Origin of the sequence: Microbacterium sp. MMO-10 (genome assembly GCF_037148715.1) — a bacterium.
Taxonomy (GTDB): domain Bacteria; phylum Actinomycetota; class Actinomycetes; order Actinomycetales; family Microbacteriaceae; genus Microbacterium.
Window position 1 is genome coordinate 542,922 of the sequence record NZ_JBBCSV010000003.1, and the last position, 24,014, is coordinate 566,935.

Annotated in this window: 22 protein-coding genes and 2 tRNA genes; 17 read left to right on the forward strand and 7 right to left on the reverse strand. The window is 66.8% G+C overall.

Going from position 1 to position 24,014, the window contains the following annotated elements:
* Window positions 1-69 precede the first annotated feature (69 nt).
* The 4 genes from WFJ17_RS11330 to WFJ17_RS11345 all read left to right on the forward strand — a co-directional run bounded on the left by WFJ17_RS11330 (window position 70) and on the right by WFJ17_RS11345 (window position 2,168).
* On the forward strand, window positions 70-1,098 hold the full coding sequence (locus tag WFJ17_RS11330; protein WP_292885763.1) for a hypothetical protein: 1,029 nt from the start codon (window positions 70-72) through the stop codon (window positions 1,096-1,098).
* Entirely contained in the window at window positions 1,095-1,889 is a 795-nt protein-coding gene (locus tag WFJ17_RS11335) for an inositol monophosphatase family protein (protein WP_442927980.1), read from the forward strand. Before WFJ17_RS11330 ends, WFJ17_RS11335 begins: the two co-directional genes overlap by 4 nt.
* Before the next feature lie 109 nt (window positions 1,890-1,998).
* A tRNA-Thr gene (locus WFJ17_RS11340) sits at window positions 1,999-2,070 on the forward strand.
* A 24-nt stretch (window positions 2,071-2,094) separates the two neighbouring features.
* Window positions 2,095-2,168 (forward strand) — tRNA-Met (locus WFJ17_RS11345).
* A 453-nt stretch (window positions 2,169-2,621) separates the two neighbouring features.
* Here the strand turns inward: WFJ17_RS11345 and WFJ17_RS11350 are convergent.
* Window positions 2,622-3,716 (reverse strand): hypothetical protein, encoded by a 1,095-nt coding sequence (locus WFJ17_RS11350; protein ID WP_336648608.1) that lies wholly within the window; start codon window positions 3,714-3,716, stop codon window positions 2,622-2,624.
* Window positions 3,717-3,808: 92 nt separating this feature from the next.
* Between WFJ17_RS11350 and vsr the strand changes: the two genes are divergently transcribed.
* The 5 genes from vsr to WFJ17_RS11375 all read left to right on the forward strand — a co-directional run bounded on the left by vsr (window position 3,809) and on the right by WFJ17_RS11375 (window position 11,513).
* Entirely contained in the window at window positions 3,809-5,530 is a 1,722-nt protein-coding gene (gene vsr / locus WFJ17_RS11355) for a DNA mismatch endonuclease Vsr (RefSeq protein WP_336648467.1), read from the forward strand.
* Window positions 5,523-7,142, forward strand: coding sequence for an Eco57I restriction-modification methylase domain-containing protein (locus WFJ17_RS11360; protein WP_336648468.1), 1,620 nt, complete (start codon window positions 5,523-5,525; stop codon window positions 7,140-7,142). Before vsr ends, WFJ17_RS11360 begins: the two co-directional genes overlap by 8 nt.
* A gap of 94 nt (window positions 7,143-7,236) precedes the next feature.
* Complete coding sequence (locus tag WFJ17_RS11365; RefSeq protein WP_336648469.1) at window positions 7,237-9,555, forward strand: ATP-binding protein; 2,319 nt, start codon at window positions 7,237-7,239, stop codon at window positions 9,553-9,555.
* Complete coding sequence (locus WFJ17_RS11370) at window positions 9,556-10,779, forward strand: hypothetical protein (protein WP_336648470.1); 1,224 nt, start codon at window positions 9,556-9,558, stop codon at window positions 10,777-10,779.
* Window positions 10,779-11,513 (forward strand): hypothetical protein, encoded by a 735-nt coding sequence (locus tag WFJ17_RS11375; RefSeq protein WP_336648471.1) that lies wholly within the window; start codon window positions 10,779-10,781, stop codon window positions 11,511-11,513. The genes WFJ17_RS11370 and WFJ17_RS11375 overlap by 1 nt, the downstream gene beginning before the upstream one ends.
* Before the next feature lie 29 nt (window positions 11,514-11,542).
* Here WFJ17_RS11375 and WFJ17_RS18705 read toward each other — a convergent pair whose 3' ends face one another.
* From WFJ17_RS18705 to WFJ17_RS11385, 3 genes are all read right to left on the reverse strand, one after another.
* Window positions 11,543-11,842: a helix-turn-helix domain-containing protein gene (locus WFJ17_RS18705; protein ID WP_442927981.1), complete on the reverse strand. Its 300-nt coding sequence runs from the start codon at window positions 11,840-11,842 to the stop codon at window positions 11,543-11,545.
* Entirely contained in the window at window positions 11,769-11,951 is a 183-nt protein-coding gene (locus WFJ17_RS11380) for a hypothetical protein (RefSeq protein WP_336648472.1), read from the reverse strand. Before WFJ17_RS11380 ends, WFJ17_RS18705 begins: the two co-directional genes overlap by 74 nt.
* Before the next feature lie 230 nt (window positions 11,952-12,181).
* Window positions 12,182-13,012, reverse strand: a complete 831-nt coding sequence (locus tag WFJ17_RS11385) for a class I SAM-dependent methyltransferase (protein WP_336648473.1) — start codon at window positions 13,010-13,012, stop codon at window positions 12,182-12,184.
* Between the two features lie 162 nt (window positions 13,013-13,174).
* Here WFJ17_RS11385 and WFJ17_RS11390 point away from each other — a divergent pair, with 162 nt between their 5' ends.
* Complete coding sequence (locus tag WFJ17_RS11390; protein ID WP_336648474.1) at window positions 13,175-13,954, forward strand: hypothetical protein; 780 nt, start codon at window positions 13,175-13,177, stop codon at window positions 13,952-13,954.
* A gap of 101 nt (window positions 13,955-14,055) precedes the next feature.
* On the opposite strand, the gene WFJ17_RS11395 is transcribed toward WFJ17_RS11390, so the two are convergent.
* On the reverse strand, window positions 14,056-15,279 hold the full coding sequence (locus tag WFJ17_RS11395) for a DNA polymerase domain-containing protein (RefSeq protein ID WP_336648475.1): 1,224 nt from the start codon (window positions 15,277-15,279) through the stop codon (window positions 14,056-14,058).
* A gap of 118 nt (window positions 15,280-15,397) precedes the next feature.
* On the opposite strand from WFJ17_RS11395, the gene WFJ17_RS11400 reads away from it, so the two are divergent.
* Entirely contained in the window at window positions 15,398-16,285 is an 888-nt protein-coding gene (locus WFJ17_RS11400; RefSeq protein WP_292885177.1) for an alpha/beta fold hydrolase, read from the forward strand.
* Between the two features lie 55 nt (window positions 16,286-16,340).
* Here the strand turns inward: WFJ17_RS11400 and WFJ17_RS11405 are convergent, their stop codons facing one another.
* Window positions 16,341-16,520, reverse strand: coding sequence for a hypothetical protein (locus WFJ17_RS11405; protein ID WP_251438735.1), 180 nt, complete (start codon window positions 16,518-16,520; stop codon window positions 16,341-16,343).
* Window positions 16,521-16,754: 234 nt separating this feature from the next.
* Here WFJ17_RS11405 and WFJ17_RS11410 point away from each other — a divergent pair, with 234 nt between their 5' ends.
* Window positions 16,755-17,396, forward strand: coding sequence for an MIP/aquaporin family protein (locus tag WFJ17_RS11410; RefSeq protein WP_251438734.1), 642 nt, complete (start codon window positions 16,755-16,757; stop codon window positions 17,394-17,396).
* Window positions 17,397-17,611: 215 nt separating this feature from the next.
* On the opposite strand, the gene WFJ17_RS11415 is transcribed toward WFJ17_RS11410, so the two are convergent.
* A complete protein-coding gene (locus WFJ17_RS11415; protein ID WP_251438733.1) occupies window positions 17,612-18,250 on the reverse strand; it encodes a TetR/AcrR family transcriptional regulator in 639 nt (212 codons plus the stop codon).
* A 141-nt stretch (window positions 18,251-18,391) separates the two neighbouring features.
* Here WFJ17_RS11415 and WFJ17_RS11420 point away from each other — a divergent pair, with 141 nt between their 5' ends.
* The 5 genes from WFJ17_RS11420 to WFJ17_RS11440 all read left to right on the forward strand — a co-directional run bounded on the left by WFJ17_RS11420 (window position 18,392) and on the right by WFJ17_RS11440 (window position 23,902).
* Window positions 18,392-19,579, forward strand: a complete 1,188-nt coding sequence (locus WFJ17_RS11420) for a thiolase family protein (protein WP_336648476.1) — start codon at window positions 18,392-18,394, stop codon at window positions 19,577-19,579.
* Window positions 19,579-20,334: an enoyl-CoA hydratase/isomerase family protein gene (locus WFJ17_RS11425; protein WP_251438731.1), complete on the forward strand. Its 756-nt coding sequence runs from the start codon at window positions 19,579-19,581 to the stop codon at window positions 20,332-20,334. Before WFJ17_RS11420 ends, WFJ17_RS11425 begins: the two co-directional genes overlap by 1 nt.
* The gene (locus WFJ17_RS11430) at window positions 20,331-21,215 is read left to right on the forward strand and encodes a 3-hydroxyacyl-CoA dehydrogenase family protein (RefSeq protein ID WP_251438730.1); all 885 of its coding nucleotides are present in this window, start codon (window positions 20,331-20,333) and stop codon (window positions 21,213-21,215) included. Before WFJ17_RS11425 ends, WFJ17_RS11430 begins: the two co-directional genes overlap by 4 nt.
* Entirely contained in the window at window positions 21,215-23,269 is a 2,055-nt protein-coding gene (paaZ, locus tag WFJ17_RS11435) for a phenylacetic acid degradation bifunctional protein PaaZ (protein WP_336648477.1), read from the forward strand. The genes WFJ17_RS11430 and paaZ overlap by 1 nt, the downstream gene beginning before the upstream one ends.
* 324 nt (window positions 23,270-23,593) lie before the next feature.
* The gene (locus tag WFJ17_RS11440; RefSeq protein ID WP_336648478.1) at window positions 23,594-23,902 is read left to right on the forward strand and encodes a GIY-YIG nuclease family protein; all 309 of its coding nucleotides are present in this window, start codon (window positions 23,594-23,596) and stop codon (window positions 23,900-23,902) included.
* Window positions 23,903-24,014 lie beyond the last annotated feature (112 nt).

Consider the following 24,014-nt stretch of genomic DNA (forward strand, 5'->3'; position numbering starts at 1 on the left):
GTCTCCGCCGCGTCCCCGGTCACCTCCGGCCGGCATGCGAGGATGAAGGCACGACAGACGGGGGATCCCATGGCGAACACGACGACGCCGGCGAAGTCCGGCCCGAACACGTCCCTGCTCATCCGCGGGGCCATCTGGATCGCGATCGGCGCGCTCATCGCGGCTGCGCTGGTGTGCGTGGTCTGGGTGCTGATCGGCGACCAGCAGGGCCTCATCGGCCGGGCCTTCCTGACGATCCTGCTGCTCGCGGGATTCGCGGCGATCGCGATCCTCGAGGCCAGCCTCGCCCCGAACCGCGAGGACTGGCTCGCCCTGCTGAGCATGATCTCGTGGATCCTCGCCCTGCTCGTAGGCGCGGTCAAGATCTGGCTGCCCGACGACGACATCCCGTTCGCCTACTTCACCGGACTGGAGCGCTTCTTCCAGCTCGTGCTCGTGGTCGGCATCCTGCAGCTCGCCCTGCTGCATGTGCGCCTGTTCCAGAAGGCGGCGGCCCGTCATGAGACCGCGTTCACCCGGGCGATCGTCTGGGTCACCTACGCCTTCCTCGCGGGCCTGGTGGCGATGCTGGTGTTCTACCTGACGTTCCCGCACACGTTCCACTACGACGAGCTGTACTGGCGGATCGTCGTCGCGCTCACGATCCTCACCGCCGTCGGGACGATGCTGATCCCGCTGCTGAACGCCCTGTTCGCTCCGAAGCGGCCCGCTCCCGCTACGGCGGTCGGCGGGGGCTACGGGACGCCCGCCGCGGTCGCCCCGCTCGTGGGCCAGCCGCAGCCGTGGCCGACGTTCGCCGACGGTCGTACCCCGCTGCCGATGCTTCCCGACGGCGCTCCCGACTGGAACGCCTACTACACGGGCGTGCCGTCTCCGGGTGCGACGATCCCCGGGCAGCTCCCGCAGCCCCCGGCGTCCGCGGCTGCTCCCGCCGGATTCCCGGCGATCGCCACCGTCGCCTCGCCCCCGACGGACCCGCTGTCCGGCGGGCACGGCTTGAACGACGCGAGGCCGTCGGGCGTGGATCACCCGAGCGAGATGACCGGGTTCCCGCAGGCTCCGCCGGCGCCGCCGTCCGCACCCTCGTCGGCATCGTGAGCGCCGTCGAACTCCGCGAGCTCGCGGTCGACATCGCCCGGGAGGCGGGAGAGCTCGCGCGCCGACGACGCGACGAGGGCGTCTCGATCGCCGCGAGCAAGTCGACGCTCGCCGACATCGTCACCGAGGCCGACCGCGAGGTGGAGTCGCTGATCCGCGCCCGTCTCGCGGCGGAGCGTCCCGGCGACGGATTCCTCGGTGAGGAGTCCGGAGCAGGCGAGGGCACCACCGGCATCACCTGGGTCGTGGATCCGATCGACGGCACGGTCAACTACGCGTCCGGCATCCCGCTGTGGGCCGTGAGCATCGCCGCGGTCGAGGGCGGAAGCGACCCCGACGCCTGGACCGCGCTCGCCGGCGTGGTGCGGTCGCCTGTGGTCGGCGAGACGTTCTCGGCGGCGCGCGGCGAGGGTGCGCACATGAACGGGGCGCGGCTGCGCGTCGCCGAGCCCGGCCCGGCCGGCGCGCTGCTGGCGACGGGCTTCGGGTACGACCCGAGCACGCATGCCGGCGACCTCGCCGTCGTCGGGCGGGTGATGCCGATCGCGCGCGATCTGCGCCGAGGCGGAAGTGCGGCCACCGACCTCGCCTACGTCGCCGCCGGTCGTCTCGACGGCTACTTCGAGCGCGGACTCTCGCCGTGGGACTACGCGGCCGGTGCCCTGCTGGTGCAGGAGGCGGGCGGGGTGTTCCGTCGTCCCGAGGGGCGTGATGTGGCTCGCCGGCTGAATCTCGCGGGCGGCGCCGGTGTCGTCGAGCAGCTGCGGCGCCGGATCCTCGAGACCGCCTGACCGGCCGGCATTGGCGCGGGACACGCCCGTGTGACGCGGGAGCCGCGTCGATTCGGTAGCGCGCGGATTCTTTGGTATTCTCGTCTGGTTGCCCGCTCGCGGGCGGCACGCCCCGATAGCTCAGTGGCAGAGCACTTCCATGGTAAGGAAGGGGTCGTCAGTTCAATCCTGACTCGGGGCTCGCAGTATCCATCGGATGCCGTGCGGCAGGGTAGCTCAGTTGGTGAGAGCGCACGACTCATAATCGTGAGGTCGCGGGTTCAAGCCCCGCTCCTGCTACAGATGAAGACCCCCGGATTTCCGGGGTGTTGTCGTACCCTGGACCTTCCCTGTCTCACCTGCCTGTAGGCGTGAGATTGCTATTGGTGGCGTCGAAGTCACGTTCGCGACGATGACGACGAGGGCAACGTTCTTCGATCCAGTTTGTGTGTGTTGCTTCGTCGTCGTGATCGACTCATGGCCCGTGAATCACTGCGGGATGCCTGGTATTGGAGTGCCACCGCGAGCCTCGAACGTGCGACTCGGGCCGCAGCGCCTGCCATCCGCGTATGACGATGAAGCGTCCGAATCTCCCCCCAGAGCACGCGTGTCGAGGTGGCGCCGTCGGATAGCGAGTGCGGTGAGCCACTACCGAAGTATGTGAAGTCCTCGGACAAAATTACATGCCCGCGGCACCACCAGACCAGATGAAGTGAACGATCGCGGCGCCCTGGGTCTCGCGAGATCGTGAAGTCAAATCTCGTCGTAGAGATTCCTCCGACCCACGTCGCCGTTACCAGCGCGAGCAAGACTCTCTGCGTCTGCGAGAAGATCGCGAGCGCGTTCATGACGAGTGATCGGGGAATTGTCCAGAACGTGCCGGATCATGTGGGTCAGGAATCTTGCGGGGGTCAGTTCTTCTGGGACTCCATCGTGGCTGAGCTCGATCGCTGCCGTCGTCTTCAGGCGAGCGAAGAGCTTATCGGCGTCTGAGTCGCTCGATGGCACGGGCTCGTGTGTCGGCGGCGGAAGTAGTTCGACTTCAATGAGCGCAGATTCAGGTTCGTCGCCAGCGTCGGAGGCGTCAGTGCCTTGTCCATCGCCACTGCCACTTGGCTGCTCGGGATAGCGAGGAACGACGAGGGCGACGGCATCGTATGCGTCATCTTCGCGCCCGAGCTTCGCCAATAGGTCAAGGATCCAATCCGCGACGCGGGGGGCTTCGATGAATGCGTTTGCGTTGAGGCTGAAGACGAAGCCGAGCGCTGCGCGTGGATGTCTGCTCCGTAGGTTCTTCGCGTCGCCGTAGCTCTCTTCCATGCGATTAGGCGCGTTATTTCCGTACGAGTCATCCATCCGCTTCGTTGAGATGAGCAGCTCCGGCCCTGTATTCCAGTCCGACATGACGACGTCGACTTGCTTCATGTAGTTCTTGCCGAGGACCTTGGCGCTGGCTCCCACTGTTCCCCCGAAGGTCTTGCCTGAAGTTAGGAGCTCTCGAAGGCGTGCAGCGTCGGGCTGGTTTAGATTCTCAAGCAACGTCGCGATCGGGCCTGGGAGGATGCGAGGGACATCGGCGCGCGGCCACACCGAGTCGGGCCCGAAGCCTGCGCGTCGAAGCTCATACGCAGTCCAAACGTCGAGGGCCAACGCAGGGAGACCCGAAGCCGATCTCGAACCGAGCATCCATGGGACCCGGAGGAGTAACTCAAGCGTGTCGAAGTCAGGCGAGTAGCGGACCTCTCCGGCTTCGACTCTCCAGGGCGTCGTGTCGCGAAGCGATGCCTGACCGACGACGCGGTCGAACAGGCTCCAACCCTCGGATTTCACTAACCTCTTGGCCTTCATCACGTCCCAGAACCCCTCTTCAGCCCGAGTTCACAGAATATCTGTGGACAGGCGGCCCCAGGACCTCAAGCGCTCGAGTAAAGTCGCCTGTGATGACCGAAGTTGCCCCCCACGCGGCCGATCGTCCGCTGGCAGCGCAACCCCTGCAGCGGGCGGTCCATGCGCTACCCTTTGTCAGCCTGTTCAGCGGAATTGCAGGTATGGATTCCGGACTAGTCGCTGCTGGCGCCACCTTGGTTGAGCTTTGCGAGTCTTGGGAACCTGCTCGTCGGGTGCTAGCTCTCCGCGAACCGGGCGTCACTCTGTCCGGCGATGTGCGTGATTTCACGCCCACCCACGACCACCGCTTGCTCGCAGCCGGGTTTCCCTGCGTCGACCTGTCTCATGCCGGTAGGCAAGCCGGCATTTTCGGAGCGAGTTCGGGCCTGGTGTCGGAAGTGTTCCGCATCGCAGAAGCAACGCGGCCAGAATGGCTCGTGCTCGAGAACGTTCCCAATCTCCTGCGGCTCGGTCGCGGGGCGGGCATCCAGTTGATCATCGAGAAGCTCGAAGCGCTTGGATACAGCTGGGCTTATCGAGTGCTCGATTCGCGCGCCTTCGGCGTCGCGCAGCGACGCAATCGCGTGATCGTGCTGGCTTCGACTGCTCCTGGTCTCGCTGCTCAAGCGCTCCTCGGGGACGACACTCGCGGTGTTGAGCCGTTTGAGGAGCCTGCGCAGGCGGAGGCGTCCGGGTTCTACTGGACCGAAGGCCGCCGCGGCGTCGGACTCGTCCGCGGTGCGGTTCCGACGCTGAAAGGCGGATCAACGGTCGGCCTGCCGTCTGCGCCGGCGGTCTGGAGACCAGGAGCCCCGCTCGGTCAACGTATCGTTCTGCCCTCGATCGAGGACGCCGAGGTGCTCCAGGGGTTCGAACGAGGATGGACCGCCGATGCCGATCGTCCTGGCGAACCGTCGGCGAGGTGGAAGCTCGTCGGCAATGCGGTGACGGTTCCCCTCGCCCGTTGGGTCGGTGAACGAATTGTCGCGGCCGACGTCGGCAGGTTGCGGACGGTTGGCGTGGGCGGAGCTCCGAGAGATGCGCGGCGTCCCTGGCCCGATGCTGCGTACGGCGAACCCGGCATGCAGGTGCACGCGGCTCTGGCATCGAAATGGCCGATTGAGACTGCCATTGCACCGCTTGATGAGGTCCTAGATCACGAGGGACTTCGTCCGCTCTCGTATCGTGCGACGAGGGGTTTCCTCTCCCGTATTGAAGAGTCTGGGATCACTCTCGACAATCATTTCCTCGATGATCTTGAGAGTCATCTTTCGACGATGCGAACCGATGCGAGCCGGGTAGTTTCGTGGGCGTCGTCTGATGTTGCTCGTACCCGCATGCAGGCCGTGAAGCATCAGAACACGACGCCGGAGCTGAAGCTGCGGCGCGCTCTCAGCGACCTCGGACTTCGGTACCGCCTGCAGATCAGACCCGAAGCAGACCTTCGGTGGAGAGCGGACATCCTCTTCAAGGGCGCGAAAGCGATCGTCGACGTTCGCGGCTGCTTCTGGCATGTCTGTCCCCTCCACCAGACTCATCCCAAGGCAAATGCGGCGCGCTGGGAAGCCAAGCTTCGAGGAAACCAGGAGCGTGACCGGCGGATGGAGTCTGAGCTTTCGGCACGGGGGTGGAAGGTCATCACGGTCTGGGAACACGAAGACGCAGGTGAGGCCGCGTCGCACATCGCGGAGCAGGTGCATCTTCGGCGCGGGCAGCGGAGACAGCGGAGGGTGCCCACGCTGGACGTCACGCCGGAGGAGTTGGCAAGTGCCTAGACCGCAGGCCGACAGAGGCGCAGGCGTCGTTTACACCAGGGCCTGGGTAGTCGACCTGATGCTCGATCTGATTGGCTACGACGTCTCAGCGGACCTCGGCGCGCACACAATCGTGGAACCCGGATGCGGCGACGGTGCTTTTCTGTCGCGCATCGTCCCCCGCCTCGCCGCATCGGCAAAGGAACACGGACGCCCGCTCGACTCGCTGACGGAGGCGGTTCGGGGGTACGAGCTCGACCCGGAGTCGGCAGAGCGGGCGCGCACGGTGGTCGCAAACCTCCTCGTCCAGGCGGGAGCGTCAGAGGAGACTTCGCGTGCGCTCGCCATCGCCTGGGTCGTTCAGGGTGATTTCTTGCTGGATGAGATCGACATAGTGGCGCAGTGGGTCGTGGGAAACCCACCTTATGTGCGGGTCGAAGAGGCAGATCCAGCGGTCTACGCCGCCTATCGTGAGCGATGGACCACCATGTCCGGAAGGGCTGACATCTACATCGGGTTCTTTGAAGCTGGGCTGTCCCTCCTCGCTGAAGGAGGCAAACTCTGCTTCATCTGCGCTGACCGCTGGATGCACAACCAATACGGTGCGGGACTTCGTCGACACGTTGTAGACAACTTCGCCTTAGAGCTCCTTCTTGAGCTCCACCAGAGCGATGTCTTTGACGTACCAGTCGCCGCCTACCCGGCCATCACGGTCATCGAGCGTGCTTCGCATTCGTCGACGGCGCTTGCCACGGCGCGTCCTACCTTTGGAGCGTCAAGCGTGCTGCGGTTTCGTCAGTGGCTCGCAGGCGACGAGAAGAAGGATCTGAGCGAGGGGGACTTCAGCGCGGCAATGCTGGAGGGGCGGTTGCGCGCTGATGGCAGTTGGCCGTCGGGCCCGCCCGAACGACTCCGCCTGATCGCGGACCTTGAGGCGAGGTTGCCCTCCTTGAGTGAGGTCGGGATCTCCATTGGAGTCGGCATCGCGACTGGCGCGGACAAGGTCTACGTTGTCTCCGAGCCCGGGGGAGTGGAACCAGAGCTTTTGAAGCGCGCGATCGGGCCGGCGGATCTCCGCGACGGCGTCGTGAAGTGGGCCGGACGGCAGATCGTGAGCCCTTGGAAGGGCTTAGACCTGGTCGACCTAGCTGAGTATCCAGGCGCCAAGGCCCACTTCGAGAAGCACGCTGAGGCGCTCAAGTCACGCTACGTCGGGAAGCGCAACCCGAACGCCTGGTGGCGGACGATCGACCGGCCGCCTTCCGATGACTACAAAGGACCGAAGCTGATCGTCGCTGACATCAACGACAAGATCGAGCCGGTGCTCGATACCAAGGGATATTGGCCTCTACACAGTGCCTACTACATCACTTCGTCGGAGTGGGACCTCGAAGCGCTTGGTGGATACTTGCTGTCCGACATCGCTGGTGCCTTCGTGGAGGCGTACTCGGTGAAGATGGCGAATGGTCACCTGCGTGTGAGCGCGCAGTATTTGAAGAAGATCCGGATGCCCAAGTACTCCGATGTAGGCGAAGAGAATCGACTCGCGCTTGCTAAGGTCTTCGCGGATCGCGACCGTAGAGAGGCAACGTCGGTGGTCGCGCGCATACTAGACGTCGAGCCGGGCGAGTAACCAGCGGTCGCCGACACGGAGATGTCCCGCGTCCGCGGTCGTTGGGTATGTTGGGTCGAGGTATCGGCGGGTTGTCGATCGATAGGGGGAGTTCGTGGGTCGTCCCATTCGGTTCACCGTCGATGCCCGCCTGCTGCGGGAACTGGGCGAACGGCTCGTTGGGCGCCCGCACATCGCGCTGGGTGAGCTGATCAAGAACTCATACGACGCGGACGCCACCGTCGTGGAGATCACGTTCCGTGACGACCTCATAGAGGTGACGGACAATGGCAACGGCATGAACGAGTCAACGTTCATCGAACGCTGGATGCGTATCGGAACGACGCACAAAGCAAGAGAACAAGCCAGCCCCTATTTCAGACGTCCACTCACTGGCTCGAAAGGCGTGGGTCGGCTCGCGGCGCAACTGCTGGCGACAGGTTTGTCGATCCAGAGTGTGGCCCTGAGCGATCCAAAGCGACCGAAAGGTCAGCCGATCAGACTTGACCCGAGCATCAGCGCGGGCATCTCCTGGGCGGACGCAGTGCGCGAGAAGGATCTCACGAGCGTAACCGTAGACTTCACCGAAGGGGCAGGCGTCCCACCCTTTGCCAACGGCTCTGCTCACGGGACTCGAGTTAGCCTTTCCGGTCTCCTAGCGGAATGGGGGTCGCAGGAGTTTCGCGGTCTCGCGCAGGAAATCTGGGCCTTGAGGCCTCCTTTTGAAACTACCGATGGTCGTTCGTTCTCGGTCGTCCTCAATACTCCGTACGAAGACGTTCAAACCAGCTTTGACGACCAAATGGATGCTCTGTTCGACATCGCCAATGCAACGATAACGGGACGCCTGGCTCGCCCCGGGGAGGATCTTCCCCCGAATGCAGAGCGCATCATTCTGGATAGCGCTGAGCGGTATGAGGACGAAGAAGGAGCTCTCGATCTAGAGATAGATGACATGGCAGCACGGGTGCCAAGCCAGGTTGATCCGGCGCGATATGCGATTCTGGCTTTGGATCTCGAAGGGTACCCGAGGCGGAGCTATGTCGTCGAGATTCCGGACTGTCAAATTGACGAATTCAGCTTTGAAGTAAAGGTGTTTGATCTCGTGCGTCGTCAGCCGCGCGGAATCAAAGTTAGCGATGCCAGAAAGTACCTCGCGACTTTCGGGGGCGTTCACCTCTATGACAACGGTTTTCACCTCCCCTACTACGGGCCGGACAATGACTGGCTTCGGCTTGAGCTAGATCACGCACGCCGGATCTCGCGAAGCAGACTCTTGCCCGAAGCGCTGCAGGTGAAAGACGGAATGCAGGATCTTCCGTCCAATAAGCGGGTCTTCGGCGCGGCGAACATCTGGACGTCGCGAGAGCAGCGGGTAGCAGCCAAGGTAGGCCGAGATCCCATGAAGGCTCTTGCGATTCAGATCTCGCGCGATCGGCTCTCTACGAATCAGGCATTTCGACAGCTTGCAGCCACCGTGCGCTTGGGGATGGACCTTTATGCAGCCGCTCGTGCTCGATCTAAGGTCCGACGTGCCCTGGACAAGCCGCGTGTGCCACGCCGTCAGGCTACGGAGGCTTTAGGCGCGGCTTCGCAGGTTGTCGAGAACGTTCGTGACAGCCTTCCCGCCGAGAGCTACGAAGTTCTTCGGGAAGCTATCAATGTCGCGACCGTCGAACTAGCCACTCGTGAGTCGGAAGCGCGGGCATACGCATCCCTGCTTGGTTCGCTTGCAACTGCGGGGATGACTTCGCTGGCGTATGAGCATGAAGTGGCTGCTCAGCGAGGCCAGATCGACGAGGTTGCCAGGCAATTGCGCCGGATTGCTGCGACGACTGAGCCTCGTGTGGCAGAAGAGCTAGGCGGCGTTGCTCTTGCGCTTCAGGAGTGGGGGCGGCGATCAGAACGGATTCGTTCGCTCTTTCGTCCGTTGCTGGAAGAGGAGAACAGGACGGAGATCGGACGGTACCGCGCTCGCGCAGTGGTTGAGGACGTTGCGGACACGTTGGGAGTTCTTGCCCGACGGACCGCAGTCGACACCGGCAACCTGCCCAAGGATCTCATGCTGCCGCCGGCTACGTATACCGCTTGGTCCTCGGTAATGCAGAACATCCTAATGAATGCCTTCCGTGCAACGTTGGAGAGTAGACCAGGCATCGTGTGTGTTGATGGAGCTGCCAACGATGGCGGTGGGAGTATTCGCTTCCAGGACAACGGTGTCGGTGGAGTGGACTTGTCGCGCGCGGATCGCCTGTTTCTACCGTTTGAGCGAGCCGCCGCTGTGACCGAGCGAGCGGCAGCGCTAGGACTTGGCGGCACAGGCCTCGGCCTGACGATTGTGAAGATGATCGCAGATGAAGTTGGATGCCGGGTTGGTTTTGAGCAACCGGATGATGGATGGTCAACAGCAATTAGAATCTCATGGGGTAAGTAGATGTCGAAATCGAGTAGTTACCCGTTCAACATTCTTGTTTGTGACGACGACAGGCGTCGTGCAAATGGCTGGGCGGAGCAGCTAAGAGAACTACTGCCGGGCGATGAATACCACGTGGAAGCACTACCCACCGTTGAATTTGCGAACGCCGTTGCCGCGCTGCACCTACGAGTTCAGGCAAGCAAACGCGGCGAGGAAATCTTGCATGACAATGCTTTCAAATTTGACAAAGCGGATCTGGTTATTCTCGATTCCGATCTGACTCCGGATTTGGGCGCGGAAATCGCTGGCGAAGAGATCGCTGTGATCAATGATCACCTCGTCGGTGAATACGGAAGTAATGTAGCCTGGCTTGCAAGAAACTTCTCGTCCGCAGGAGTTCTTGTCGTCGTGAACCATATCTTCAAGGAACGTACGTTCGACCTGACCATGGAGCGCTTCGCGGACTTGCCTGCGGATGTCTACATCGCCTCTCCGGATATCGACAGTCGTGGCCTGTGGTTTGGCGAGATCGATGGCACGTTCAGGCCTTGGAGCTGGCCGGTCCTCTCCAACTTTCTCCAGATGGAAGCGAGCCGTGTCGGTAAGGACGCGGTGGCTGAGGTCTTGGACATGACGGTGTGTGAGATGCTCGGACTCGACGCTAACGCGGTCGATGACAAGCAGTGGGAACGTCTTCGGTTCGATGCGGAATCCCCTGCAGGTATAACTCTTCGCGACGTCGCAAGCTCGATTAGCTTTGGCGTGGGGCGTCAAGCAGACGCGAAGCTTCCGGAGCCTCAGCGTCTTAGGGTCGCGCGCGCAGGCCTACGTCGTTGGCTCGACCGCGTCGTCATTCCCGCGCAAAACGTGTTAGTTGACTTTCCTCACTTGATTCAGGATCGACCATGGCTCGTGCCGTCAGAACGCGGTGACGCGGAGAGGTTGACCGCTCTCGTAGCTGGCAACTGGCGAGACGACACGCCGATCCTGGGGGAGGCGCACGCTCAAGCAGTATCGACTCTGGTTGGTAGAAACATCTGGTATCTTGATCGGTTGCCGCAGCCGGGCCCCGGCGAGCGACTGCGGGAAGACGATCAGATCTTCTGCGAGGATGTTTCCGCCTTCCACCCAGCAGAAACCGCCAAAGAGTACATGTCGGACCTCGAGGGTGCCTTCCGGAGCCGATTCGTGCGGCAATTGGTCGGCGTCGAGTACACGCCGAAGCGGCGCTTGTTTGTGTGATGTCTGACGCCTTCGTCCCCTACGGCGACGCCGACAGGAAGCTGATGTGGCGCGTGCTGGCCGAATGGGCCAGGATGGCAACGCCGGGGAGCGACTTCTTGGCTCGGTCCTTGAAGACTGAATTTAGGCCCGCTCAGCCTTCAACGCTTGAGGGCCACATGATGCATAAAGAGCCACCAGTGAAGCTCCAGTCTTCAGGCTGGATCCTTGGACAGCCACTCACCAAGCAGGCGGACGTACTTCCGGTTGTCACGTTCGAGGCTTCAGGGTCGAAGGGCGAAGTTCGAGACGCGGCGTTTCGAGTGGGTCTTTTCCGAGCGCTGGACGGCGGTCGCGTCGCAGAGGGCTGGCGATTCGAGCAAGGTGAACCCGAACGAGACGGAGAAATCGGTGCTCACCCTTACGCCCATGCCCAGGCGATCAAGGGTTGGCGCAAAGATATCAATTGCTTGATCCACTCGCCGCATGCTGATGGAGACGAGTGCTCGGGGGTAATGGACGCTGCGGATGACGTCCTGACGGCTGAGCGTCAGCGGGCGCAAGCGGCAACACTTGTGAAGCACCCTGCATTTCCCTTGGGCGTTGTTACGTTGACTGGGCTAGCACTGGCCGTATTTACAACCCTTTATGGCGCGATCAAAGCTCGTGAGGCCTTCGGCGAATTCCATCCGCTCAAAGCGTCTACTGATGACCTTCGAGAGGATCTGGTGCGTTTGAGTATCCTGACGAGGTGAAGTTCCCGAGATGATGAACGGTCAGCTAGTCAGTTAGTGTTGCTTGCTTGCTTGCTTGCTTGCTTGCTTGCTTGCTTGCTTGCTTGCTTGCTTGCTTGCTTGCTTGCTTGCTTGCTTGCTTGTCCCCTCGGACCCATGCGCACCCCAACTTCTTTCAGTGCTCGTCGGTCTGCGCCATACGAGTGCCCATGTCTGATGACGAGCTCCGCGATGGTGGCCCCAGCTTCGTACTCGGCGGCAAGCTGGGCTTGTTGCTCAAGAGTCGGTGGCTGCCGTCGTACGACGACGTTGTTTTTGCGGGAGGTTGAGGATGGAGTTGCGAGCGACACCGAACTCTGCAGCCAGAGTCTTGGTAGTCTCGCCTTCGTCATACTTGCGGATGATCTCGGCGACGGCGACGGCGACGGCGACGGCGTCCGATGCGGCGCAAGACAGCATGCGGCTGGCGTAACACAGGTGACGCGAAACTTGCTCCGGAGCTTGACTTTTCTACCCATGACCGCTGTTGTTCAGGCGTGACCTGAGTCCCGTCAGACTTCTTTGAATAGAGGTCGACAAGGTCTACAGAATGAGACCCCCGGATTTCCGGGGGTTTTGTCGTATCGGCGGACTTGTGCCCCTCGGTGTCGTCGGACCTGCGGCGATGGAGCAACCGAGCCGGCCCGGGTTCAGCGGTGCGCCGTGACCACGAACGCCCGGATCGGCGTGCGGACCGGGCCGGTGCCGAAGCGCTGCTCGAGAAGCTCGGCCGTGATTGCCTCGATCCGATCGCTGACTTCGGGCCCGTACGGCTCGAGCTCGGCACGCAGGGGAGTGCCGCGGGGAATCGCGGCGGCTGCGGACGCCGCCGATTCCGCCTCCCCGATCAGCTCCACCTCGTCGAGGGCGACGACGACGAGTCCGCCGGCTTCGGCGTCCGCGCGGATGGTCTCGGGATCGTGGTAGCCGTGGGCGACGCGCGTGATCACGTTCGGCGGTGCGTCAGGGAGCACCCGGCGATACGCCTCGTCGACGGCGAGCGCGACGGCGTTGGTCGCGATCGAGTCCCAGACCGAGAACAGGGAGATGCCGCTGGGGCGCAGCACGCGCCGCACCTGCGCGTGGGCGGCCGGTCGGTCCGGGAAGAACATGACGCCGAACTGGCAGACGACCAGGTCGAAGGACTCCGCGTCGAAGGGCAGTGCCTGGGCATCGGCGGCCTGCCAGGCGACGGGGCGGGCGCCCGCGGGGCGGGGCGCGCCGCGCCTTTCGGCGACGGCGAGCATCCCGTCGTTGAGATCCGTCGCAATGAGTGTGCTCTCCGGCGGCAGCGCGGCGGCGAGCCCGCGGGTCACCACGCCGGTGCCCGCCGCGAGTTCCAGCACCGCGGACGGGGTGTGCGAGACCGCTCGCGCGACCAGGTCGTCGGCATAGGGCTGGAACACCAGGGGCACCATGAGCCGCTCGTAGGCATCGGGCACCCCGCCCCGGAACAGCCTCGCTGCGGCGTCGTCGGCCATGTGCGCGCCCCCGTTCTGAGCACTGTTGTACGCCGCCGGCCTCGTGGTGTCCAGTGTGCGGGCGCCCCGGTTCGTCACCTTTTCTCGAGGGGCGACTCCTTCTGCGTGATGGCGGAGACACCCCGGTCCCCGCCACCTTCGGGGGAGAGAAGGAAGCACAGCATGGAAAAGCTCGTTTCAGAGCACAGCCCGTCCCAGGGCCTCTCGCGCCGTACGCTCGTCAAGAGCGCGGCGTGGTCGGTGCCCATCCTGGCGTCGGCGGTCGCGGCGCCCATCTCGGCGGCCTCGACCGCCTGCACCAAGACGATCAGCACGACGACCGCGACGTACTCCCGGGCCAGCGCCACGGCGTCGCAGTTCACCTGGGCCAACCTCTTCGGCGACGGCAAGGACTTCACGCTGAGTCTCGCCGCCGCGCCGCACGGTGCCGCCAACATGACCATCAACCAGCCGAACAACCTGACGCTGTACACCCAGCAGCAGGGCGGCGACTCGCTGCCGAGCGTGCGTCTCTCCCTGGACACGGTCACCCTCGCCAATGCGAACGGGGGCGAGCAGGTCACGTTCTCCTTCGCGCTGGACGGGGACCCCTACACCGTTACGGACCTGTCGTACAAGATCAAGGACATCGACGGCGTCATGGCGAAGGACGGCCTCGGCGGCGCGGAACGGGTCTCCCTCTCCGTCGGCTCCGGGACGTACAACGCGGCATGGGTGCAGGGCAGCGGAACGAGTGCCAGCCCGTGGCGGCTCTCCACGAGCGCGCCGAGCGCCGAGGTCACCCCGGACAGCACCGCGGGGAACGTCGCGGTCACCGCGGCGCTCCTGAGCTCCTTCACCCTCACCTACGACGCCAACAACTCGGGACGCGTCGATCCGGCGAACCAGAACATCTGGATCGGACCGCTCACGTTCACCGTGTCGGGCACCTGCGTGCCGTGACATCGCTGTGTGCGGCTCGCGGATCGCGGGCCGCACACGGGCGCCCCTGTTCTGCACCTCCTCCGCCGCACTGTCGCGCCGACCTGTGCGCGGAGACCGTGTCAGCCCGACCAGCTCTTCCCGGCCCAGGGGTCGTACTCGGCGAGCAGGGGCTCCTGCGGCGGTCGCCGCTCCTCGGGCACGTGCTGCAGGTTGACGCGCACGCGGTACCAGAGCGAGCTCGATCCGCGCATGCCGTCGACCAGGACGTCCGCGGGATGCAGCAGCGCCGCGACCTCCGGGTGCGTCTCGCTCCAGCGCTCGAGTGCGGCGAGCGCCTCGGGCTTCGTCTTCGTGCGCGCGATCTCGATGAGCGGCATCGCGGAGACGCGTCGCCCGGATCCATCCGCGCCCCGGGGCGGCTTCTCGGCCGGCCCCAGCTCGTCGGCCAGCGCGAGCAGCGCAGTCAGCGAGCCGGCCGTCCGGTCGATGCCCTCGTGCGGGTCGCCGATCTCCGCGAACCGGGCGCGCACGGTCGGCACGGTGAACTCCTCCGGCCGGCGCAGTCGCACCTCGTCCCAGGCAAGCGGCGCGGACACGCGTGCGTCGGGCAGCGGACGCACCGAGTACGCCGAGGCGACGGTGCGGTCCTTCGCGTTCTGGTTGAAGTCGACGAAGACGCTCTCTCCGCGCTCCTCTTTCCACCAGCGCGCGGTCGCGAGGCCGGGCGCGCGGGCCTCGACCTCGCGCGCCAGCGTCTCGGCGGCGTGGCGCACCGTGGCGAAGTCCGACTCGGGCCGAATGCGGACGAGGATGTGCATGCCCCGGGAGCCGCTGGTCTTCGGCCAGCCGACGAGCCCGCAGTCGCCGAGCACCTCGCGCACGACGAACGCGGTGTCGACGATCTGCGACCATTCGACGCCGGGCATCGGATCCAGGTCGACGCGCAGCTCATCCGGGTGGTCGAGGTCGTCCGCGCGCACCGCATGCGGATTGAGGTCGAGGCAGCCGAGGTTGACGACCCAGGCGAGTCCTGCGGCGTCTCTGAGGACGGCCTCTTCGGCGGATCCGCCCGACGCGTAGCGCAGCACCGCGGTGGCGATGTAGTCGGGGTGGGCGGGGACCCGCTTCTGGAAGAAGGGCTCGGCGGCGATCCCCTTCACGAACCGCTTGAGCACCATGGGGCGTCCGCCCGCACCGCGCAGCGCCCCCTCCGCGACTGCGAGGTAGTACTCGACGATGTCGAGCTTGGTGAGCCCCGCCTGCGGAAAGACCAGCTTGTCGGGATGCGACACGCGCACCTCGGCGCCGTCGACCTCGATGAACGTCTCGGCTCGCGCTGCCATGGGTCCACGGTAGTTCCTGCGGCGCGGTGCAGCGAGGGGAGCCGCGCACTCTTGCGTCGGCACCCGGAGACCCGTAATGTACAACCAGTCAGTTGTATTTCATCTCCAGGAGGACCGCATGTCGGACAGCAGTGCAGCACGGACCGTCGTCACCCGCACCGTCGGAGAAGGGGATGACGCGATCACGTATGACGTCCACGGCGATCTGGCCGCGGCGACGGCGGAGCGTCCCGCGCTGTTCCTGTTCGGGGCGCCGATGGACGCGACGGGGTTCCAGATCCTGGCCGGGCACTTCGGCGATCGCCCGGTCGTGACCTATGACCCGCGTGGCGCTGGACGCAACCCGGTGGGCACCGCGGACATCACCGTCCAGCAGCACGCGGATGATCTGCACCGCGTCATCGCGGCGCTCGGCGTCGGTGCGGTCGACGCGTTCGGCACCAGCGGCGGAGGTGTGAACCTGCTGGCGCTGATCGCGGCGCACCCGGAAGACGTGCGCCTCGCGGTCGTGCACGAGCCGCCGGTCGCGGAGTTCCTGCCCGACCGCGACGCGGTGCTCGCGGTGACGGCCGACCTCAAGCGCACCTTCGCCGACCAGGGCACCGGTCCGGCGCTGGCGAAGTTCATCCAGTTCGTGATGCTCGACGGAGCCGTGCCGGACGGCTACCTGGACGGCCCCGCCCCGGACCCGGCGATGTTCGGCCTGCCGACGGAGGACGACGGCAGCCGGACGGATCCGCTCTTCCGCAACATGCCGGCGATCCTCTCGTACGTACCCGAGGCGGAGGCCCTCCGGGCCCGGGGTGAGCGCCTCGTGATCGCCGCGGGTGTGGAATCGGGTGAGACGATGCCCGCGCGTGCGGCGCGTGCCGTCGCCGCGGTCGTCGGGATCCCGGCGGCGGAGTTCCCGAGCAACCACGGCGGGTTCACGGAGCAGCCGGGCTTCCCGAGCGATCCGGACGGCTTCGCCGCGCGCCTGCGGGACGTGCTGGACGCCCGGGCCTGACGGTCGACGCGGCGCGAGCGATCTGTGCGGCCGCACGCGCCGCGCGGGCGATCCGTCAGGATGCCTGGGGCAGGATCCGCAGGGCGACCAGCATCCGCGTCAGCGCGCCTTCGCGCCGGGCGGGGAGATGGAAATCCGGGTCGACGTCGATGAGCGGGTAGATCGCGGCACGGCGCTGAGTGGCGTCGCCGTGTGCCGGGCGGTGGTCCTGGGTGTCGGGGGTCTGCGGCATCATCGCCTCTTCTCTCGCGCTATATTCCGAATAGTGGAATTGATCTACCGGATAATGAAATCGTAGGATGATCTCGCCTCGGGGTCAAGAGTTTCCCGCCTTGATCCCACGGAATGCAGCGTCGGTTCCCAGCAGATTGACAGGAACCCGGTATTCTGGGCCGGCAATCCAGGGTGCGCCGGCCGGCGTGCGGGAATCTCCGCCCCCACCCTCGACCTGACAGAAAAGGCATTCGAAATGACTGGTATTGCTGGAAAGGCGCTCACGGAAGCGATCTCCACGTTCCTGTTCGTGTTCAGCATCATCGGCGCCGTCAACAGCGGCAGCCCGCTCACCCCCCTGGCGATCGGCCTCACGCTGATGGTGCTCGTGTACGCCGCGGGCCACATCTCCGGCGCGCACCTCAACCCCGCCGTCTCGTTCGGCGCCCTGATCCGCGGCGCCATCGGCGTCGGCGACTTCGTGGCCTACGTGGTCGCCCAGTTCGTCGGCGGCGCGCTCGCCGCCCTGGTGAGCTTCGCGGTCTGGCCGCACGCCGAGAAGGCAGTCAAGATCGAGCTCGGCGCCGCCTTCCTCGTCGAGGCGCTGGTCACCCTCGCGCTCGTCTGGGTCGTCCTGAACGTCGCGACCTCCAAGGACAACGAGAACAACTCCTTCTACGGCCTGGCCATCGGTGGAACGGTCTTCGTGGGCGCCACCGCGGTCGGCGGCATCTCGGGCGGCGGCTTCAACCCCGCCGTCGCGCTGGGTCTGTCCATCAGCGGCCAGTTCGACTGGGCGAACCTGTGGCTGTACATCGTGGCTCCGCTGGTCGGTGCCGCGGTCGCGGCCGTGCTGTTCCGCGTGCTGAGCAGCAACGACGCGAAGGCTGCGGCCTGACAGCTCCTCTTCCGGAACGCCCCGTGCTCGCTCGAGCACGGGGCGTTCCGTCGTTCCGGGCAGTCGTCATGCCCGATCCGGGGCTCGACCAGGCAGGATCCTTCCAACTCCAGAGGACGGATCCGCGGATGACTTCCTCTGAAAGTGCAGACATCCTGCGGAGGTGAGGGATTCGGGCCGGTGGACGGCAGGCGGCATGCGCCCGGTGGCCCCGCTCAGTGCGCGCGCAGGCCGTCGAAGATCACGCGCGTCACGTCGTCCACGAGCTCGTCGGGGGTCAGTGACGTGTGCGCGGGGCGGTACCACTCGATGATCGAGTTGATCATCCCGAACATGAGCCTCGTGGTCACCGAGGGGCGGATGTCGCTGCGCAGCTCGCCCTCGCGCTGTGCCTGCGCGACCAGGTGCGCGACGCGCTGATCGAACACGCGTCGGCGCTCGAGGGCGGCCCGCTCGATCTCGCTGTTGCCGTGCACGCGCAGCAGCAGCGTGACCTGCGGCAGTCTGCTGGTGAGCACGCGCACGGCGCCTTCGATCACGGCGACGAGCCGCGCCGCCGTGGTCTGCTCGCCCGAGAGGGCCTCTTCGAGCACGGCCTCCAGTCCGCCGAGAGCGTCGTCGAGCGCGATCTCGAGGATCTGCTCCTTGGAGGCGAAGTGGTGGTACAGCGCCGCCTTGCTCAGGCCCAGTTCCGCGGCCAGTGCGGAGACGCTGGTCGCGTCGTAGCCCTGTTCGTTGAACAGCCGCACCGCGATCTCCAGCACCTGGGCGCGGTCGTAGCCGGGGCGTCCACGGCGCGAGCGCGGAGCGGCGGCGTCGGCTGCCTCGGTGGTGCTCGCGGGCGGGTTGCTCATCGGGATCATTCTCTCCCATCCCTGCAGGGCCGCGGACTTGCCCGCGAGGGATCCGTCTGTCATTCTTTTACTGAACGATCGGTCGGGAAAGAACCCACGCCCCGGCCCTGCACCCCGTCGATGACGACCCGGAGGACCAGCATGTCGGAGGCCTATCTCATCGACGGAGCGCGCACGCCGGTCGGCCGTTACGGAGGCGCTCTCGCGGGCGTCCGTCCCGACGATCTGGCCGCGCTCGTCGTCCGCGAGGCCGTCCGCCGCGCCGGCATCCCCGATGACGCGATCGACGAGGTGATCCTCGGATCCGCGAACCAGGCCGGCGAGGACAACCGCAACGTCGCGCGCATGGCCGTGCTGCTTGCGGGGCTGCCCGACACCCTCCCCGCGATCACCGTGAACCGGCTGTGCGCCTCCGGGATGTCCGCGGTGGCCCTCGCCGCACAGGCCATCCGCGCGGGTGACGCCGATCTGATGCTCGCCGGCGGCGTGGAGTCGATGACGCGCGCGCCGTGGGTGCAGGCCAAGCCCGAGCGTCCGTGGGCGAAGCCGGGGGAGGCGTTCGACACCTCGATCGGCTGGCGGTTCACGAACCCGCGCCTCGCCGCGCGTGACAAGGCCACCTTCTCCATGCCGGAGACCGCCGAGGAGGTCGCGCGCCTCGACGGCATCACCCGCGAAGACGCCGATGCCTTCGCACTGCGCAGCCATCAGCGGGCGATCGCCGCGATCGACGCCGGACGCCTCGCCGCCGAGATCGTGGCCGTCCCCACGCCCCGGGGCGGCAGCGTCGACACCGACGAAGGTCCGCGCCGCGACACCACGCTCGACGTGCTCGCCGGGCTGCGTCCGGTCGTGGCCGGCGGCAGCGTCGTGACCGCGGGCAATGCCTCGTCCCTCAACGACGGCGCCTCGGCGCTGGTGGTCGCCGGTTCCGCCGCGGTCGAGCGGCATGGGCTGACGCCCCGAGCCCGCATCGTCGCCTCGGCGTCGGCCGCGCTCGCCCCCGAGATCATGGGGCTCGGACCCGTGCCCGCGACCGAGAAGGCGCTCGCGAAGGCGGGGCTCACGGCGGCGGACCTCGGCGCGGTCGAGCTGAACGAGGCCTTCGCCACGCAGTCGCTCGCTTCGATGCGCCGCCTCGGACTCGACCCCGAGATCGTGAACGCGGACGGCGGTGCGATCGCGCTCGGCCACCCGCTGGGCTCCAGCGGCAGCCGGATCCTGCTCACGCTGCTCGGGCGGATGGAGCGCGAGGGCGCCCGGTACGGCCTGGCGACCATGTGCGTCGGCGTCGGGCAGGGCACCGCGATGATCGTGGAGCGGATGTGATGTCCGAAACGGCGGCAGGTCGGCGCCTGCGCATCGACCGCACGGCGGACCGGGTCACGGCGACCCTGGACCGGCCGGAGACCCGCAACGCGATCGACCAGACCATGATCGACGAGCTCCACGCCCTGTGCGCCGAGCTGGAACAGGAGCCGCGGATCCTGATCCTCATCGGATCGGGCGGGATCTTCGCCTCCGGGGCCGACATCGCGCAGTTGCGCGACCGTCGCGCGCAGGACGCGCGGGCCGGCATCAACACGACGGCGTTCCAGCGCATCCGGCGGCTGCCGATGCCGGTGATCGCCGCGGTCGACGGCTACGCCCTCGGCGGGGGCGCCGAGCTCGCCTATGCGGCGGACATCCGCATCGGCACCCCGGCCACGCGCATCGGCAATCCGGAGGCCGGGCTCGGCATCATCGCGGCGGCCGGCGCGACCTGGCGCCTTCCGCAGATCGTGGGCGAGGCGCGAGCGGCCGAGCTGCTGCTGACCGGACGACAGCTGAGCGCCACGGAGGCGCTCGCCTGGGGGCTGCTGTCGTCGCTGCACGAACCCGACGACCTCCTGGCCGCGGCGCACGCGATCGCGGATCGCATCGCCGCGAACGACCCGCTCGCCACCCGGCACACCAAGACGGCGCTGCTCGCCGCCCCGGACGCGCATCCGGCCATCGAGCTGGAGCTGCAGGCCGAGCTCTTCGAGAGCCCCGAGAAGCACCGGCGGATGACCGCCTTCCTGGAACGGAGGAGCCGCCGATGAGCGGACAGGATCCCACGACGACGGCCGGGGCCGTCGTGCCCGAGCGCGTCGGCGTCCTCGGCGGCGGGAGGATGGGCGCCGGCATCGCGCACGCCTTCCTCCTCGCCGGATCCCAGGTGGTCGTGGTCGAACGGGACGAGACGGCAGCGGGCGCGGCGGGGGAGCGGATCCGCACCAGCCTGCGGCGCTCCGTGGAGCGCGGCAGCACCGAGCGCCCGATCGCCGCGCTGGAGGGTGCCCTGGAGACGAGCACCGATGCGGGCGTGTTCGCCGACGCCGGGCTCGTCATCGAGGCGGTGCCCGAAGACAGGGCTCTCAAGGTCGAGAGCCTGCACCGGATCGAGGCCGTGGTGGCGCGCACCGCCGCGATCGCCTCGAACACGTCCTCGATCTCGATCGACGACCTCGGCGCGGAGCTCGCGCATCCCGAGCGTTTCCTCGGCCTGCACTTCTTCAACCCCGTCCCCGCCTCGGCGCTCGTCGAGGTGGTCGTCGGCGGCTCCACCGATCAGGAGCTCGTCGACGACGCCCGCGGCTGGGTCGCGGCGCTCGGCAAGACGGCGGTCGTGGTGGCCGACGCACCGGGCTTCGCATCGAGCCGGCTCGGCGTCGCGATCGCGCTGGAGGCGATCCGGATGCTCGAGGAGGGCGTCGCCACCGCGACGGACATCGATGCGGCGATGGAGCTCGGCTACCGGCATCCCACCGGTCCGCTGCGCACGACCGACATCGTCGGGCTCGACGTGCGCCTCGGGATCGCCGAGGAGCTGGAGGCCAAGCTCGGCGCGCGGTTCGCGCCGCCGCAGCTGCTGCGCGACCTGGTCGCCGACGGACACCTGGGCCGCAAGACCGGCCGCGGATTCTACGAATGGAGCGAGTGATGACCGAGCTGCTGCCCAGCTACCTGCAGGGATCCTGGTGGACCTCCGCCTCGGAGGGCGGGACGGTCGTGCGCGACGCCTCGACGGGCGAGGAGATCGTCCGGGTCGACTCCACGGGCATCGACCTCGCCGGCGCGGTGGACTACGCGCGCACCGTCGGCCAGGCGAGCCTCGGCGCGCTCACCTTCCACCAGCGCGCGATGCTGCTCAAGCAGATGGCCATGGTGCTCACGGAGCACAAGGAGGAGCTGTACGAGCTCTCCAAGCGCAGCGGATCCACGGTCCGCGACTCCTACGCCGATGTCGACGGGGGCATCGGCGTGCTGTTCACCTATTCGTCGAAGGGGCGTCGTGAGCTTCCGAACGCGAAGGTGCTCCTGGACGGGCCTGTCGAGCCGCTCTCGAAGGACGGATCCTTCCTGGGCCGCCACGTCTACACCCGCCTGCCCGGCGTCGCCGTGCAGATCAACGCCTTCAACTTCCCGATGTGGGGCGCGCTGGAGAAGTTCGCCCCGGCATTCCTCGCCGGAGTGCCCTCGATCGTGAAGCCCGCGACGCCGACCGGCTACGTCGCGGAGGCGTGGGTGCGGATCCTGGTCGATTCCGGGCTGCTGCCGGACGGATCCCTGCAGCTCGTCAGCGGATCCCTCCCGGGGATCTTCGACCTGCTCCGCCTCGGCGACCTCGTCGCCTTCACCGGCAGCGCCTCGACCGCGGCGGGGCTGCGCGCCCAGACCGCCGACGGCGTGCGCTTCACGAGCGAGACCGACTCGATCAACGCCTCGGTGCTCGGCCCCGACGCGACGCCCGACACCCCGGAGTTCGACGCCTACGTGAAGCAGCTCATGATCGAGCTCACGACGAAGGCGGGCCAGAAGTGCACCGCGATCCGCCGGGCGATCGTGCCGGCGCCGCTCGTGGAACCGCTCGTCGCGGCCCTGCAGGCGAAGATCGCCGAGCGCGTCGTGATCGGCGACCCGCACGCGGAGTCCGTCACGATGGGCCCGCTCGTCTCGACCGCGCAGCGCGACGAGGTGCTGCGCCAGGTCGCCGCCCTGCAGGCCGCCGGCGGCGAGCTGCTGATGGGGTCGACGGACGCGCCGTCCGTGGTGCACGCCGACAGCAGCACCGGGCCCGCGCCCGAGGGAGCCTTCGTGGCTCCGATGCTCGTCGGCTTCGCGGACACGACCGCCCCCGCCGTGCACGAGGTCGAGGCGTTCGGCCCGGTCTCGAGCGTGCTCGGGTACTCGACCGTCGCCGAGGCCGCCGAACTCGTCGGGCGCGGCGGGGGATCGCTCGTCACCTCGGTCGCGACGAAGGATCCCGCGGTCGCGACCGAGCTGCTCACCCGTATCGCGGCGTATAACGGCCGTGTGCTCTTCCTGAACCGCGACGACGCGCGCACCTCGACCGGGCACGGCTCGCCCGTACCGCACCTCGTGCACGGCGGCCCGGGGCGGGCCGGCGGCGGCGAGGAACTCGGCGGCATGCGCGCGGTCCGGCACTTCATGCAGCGCACCGCGATCCAGGGCACCCCGGAGATCCTCACCGCGATCACGGGCGTCTGGCACACCGGCGCCGGCACCGACCGCGCCGTGCATCCGTTCCGCAAGTCGCTGGCCGAGTTGCGGCTCGGCGACCAGGTGGAGTCGGGGCTGCGCGCACTTTCACTCGAGGACATCGAGGCGTTCGCTTACTCGACCGGTGACACGTTCTACGCGCACATGGATGAGGAGGCCGCCGAGGCGAACCCGTTCTTCGGCGGGAGGGTCGCGCACGGCTACCTGCTGGTGTCGTGGGCGGCCGGGCTCTTCGTCTCGCCGGACCCGGGCCCCGTGCTCGCGAACTACGGCCTGGAGAACCTGCGGTTCGTGACCCCGGTGAAGCCCGGCGACGCGATCCGGGTGACGCTCACGGCCAAGCAGATCACCCCGCGCGAGACCGACGAATACGGCGAGGTGCGCTGGGACGCGGTGATCCACAACCAGCGCGACGAGGTCGTGGCGACCTACGACGTGCTGACCCTCGTCGAGAAGGAGCTGAGTCCCGCCTGACCTCGTGGTCGCCGCCCCCCAGGGGTCGTTGAGCGAGGACGGCGGAGCCGCCTGTTCTCTTCCTGGGGTCGTTGAGCGAGGACGGCGGAGCCGCGCGTTCTCTTCCTGGGGTCGTTGAGCGAGGACGGCGGCGCCGCCCGAGACGAAACGCGGTGCCTTTGCGAGTGACCGCGTTTCGTCTCGCTCCTCGCTGCGCTCGCTCCTCGCTGCGCTCGGTGCTCGCTCAACGACCCCTGGCAGCCCTCGCTGCGCTCGGTGCTCGCTCAACGCCCACTGTGGAGAAACGGATTCGATGCCGCACGCGCGATCGCTATCGTCCGGCGTATGAGTGGATACGCATACATCCTGCGGTGCAGCGACGGCACGTTCTACGCCGGCAGCACGAAAGACCTCGTTCGTCGACTCGAGCAGCATGCAGCGGGGGAGGGGGCGGCCTACACACGCAGGCGACTGCCCGTCACGCTGGTCTGGCAGCTCGAGTGCGAACGGGTGGATGAAGCGTTCGCCTGGGAGAAGCGGATCCAGGGGTGGAGCCACGCGAAGCGGGCCGCGTTCATCGAGGGCGGGCTCGACGCGATTCGCGGCTGGAGCGCGAACACCCGTCGGATCCCTCTCCCTCCCCGGGGTCGTTGAGCGGGGCCGGCGGAGCCGCCTGTTCTCTTCCTGGGGTCGTTGAGCGGGGCCGGCGGAGCCGCCTGTTCTCTTCCTGGGGTCGTTGAGCGAGGACGGCGGAGCCGCCCGAGAC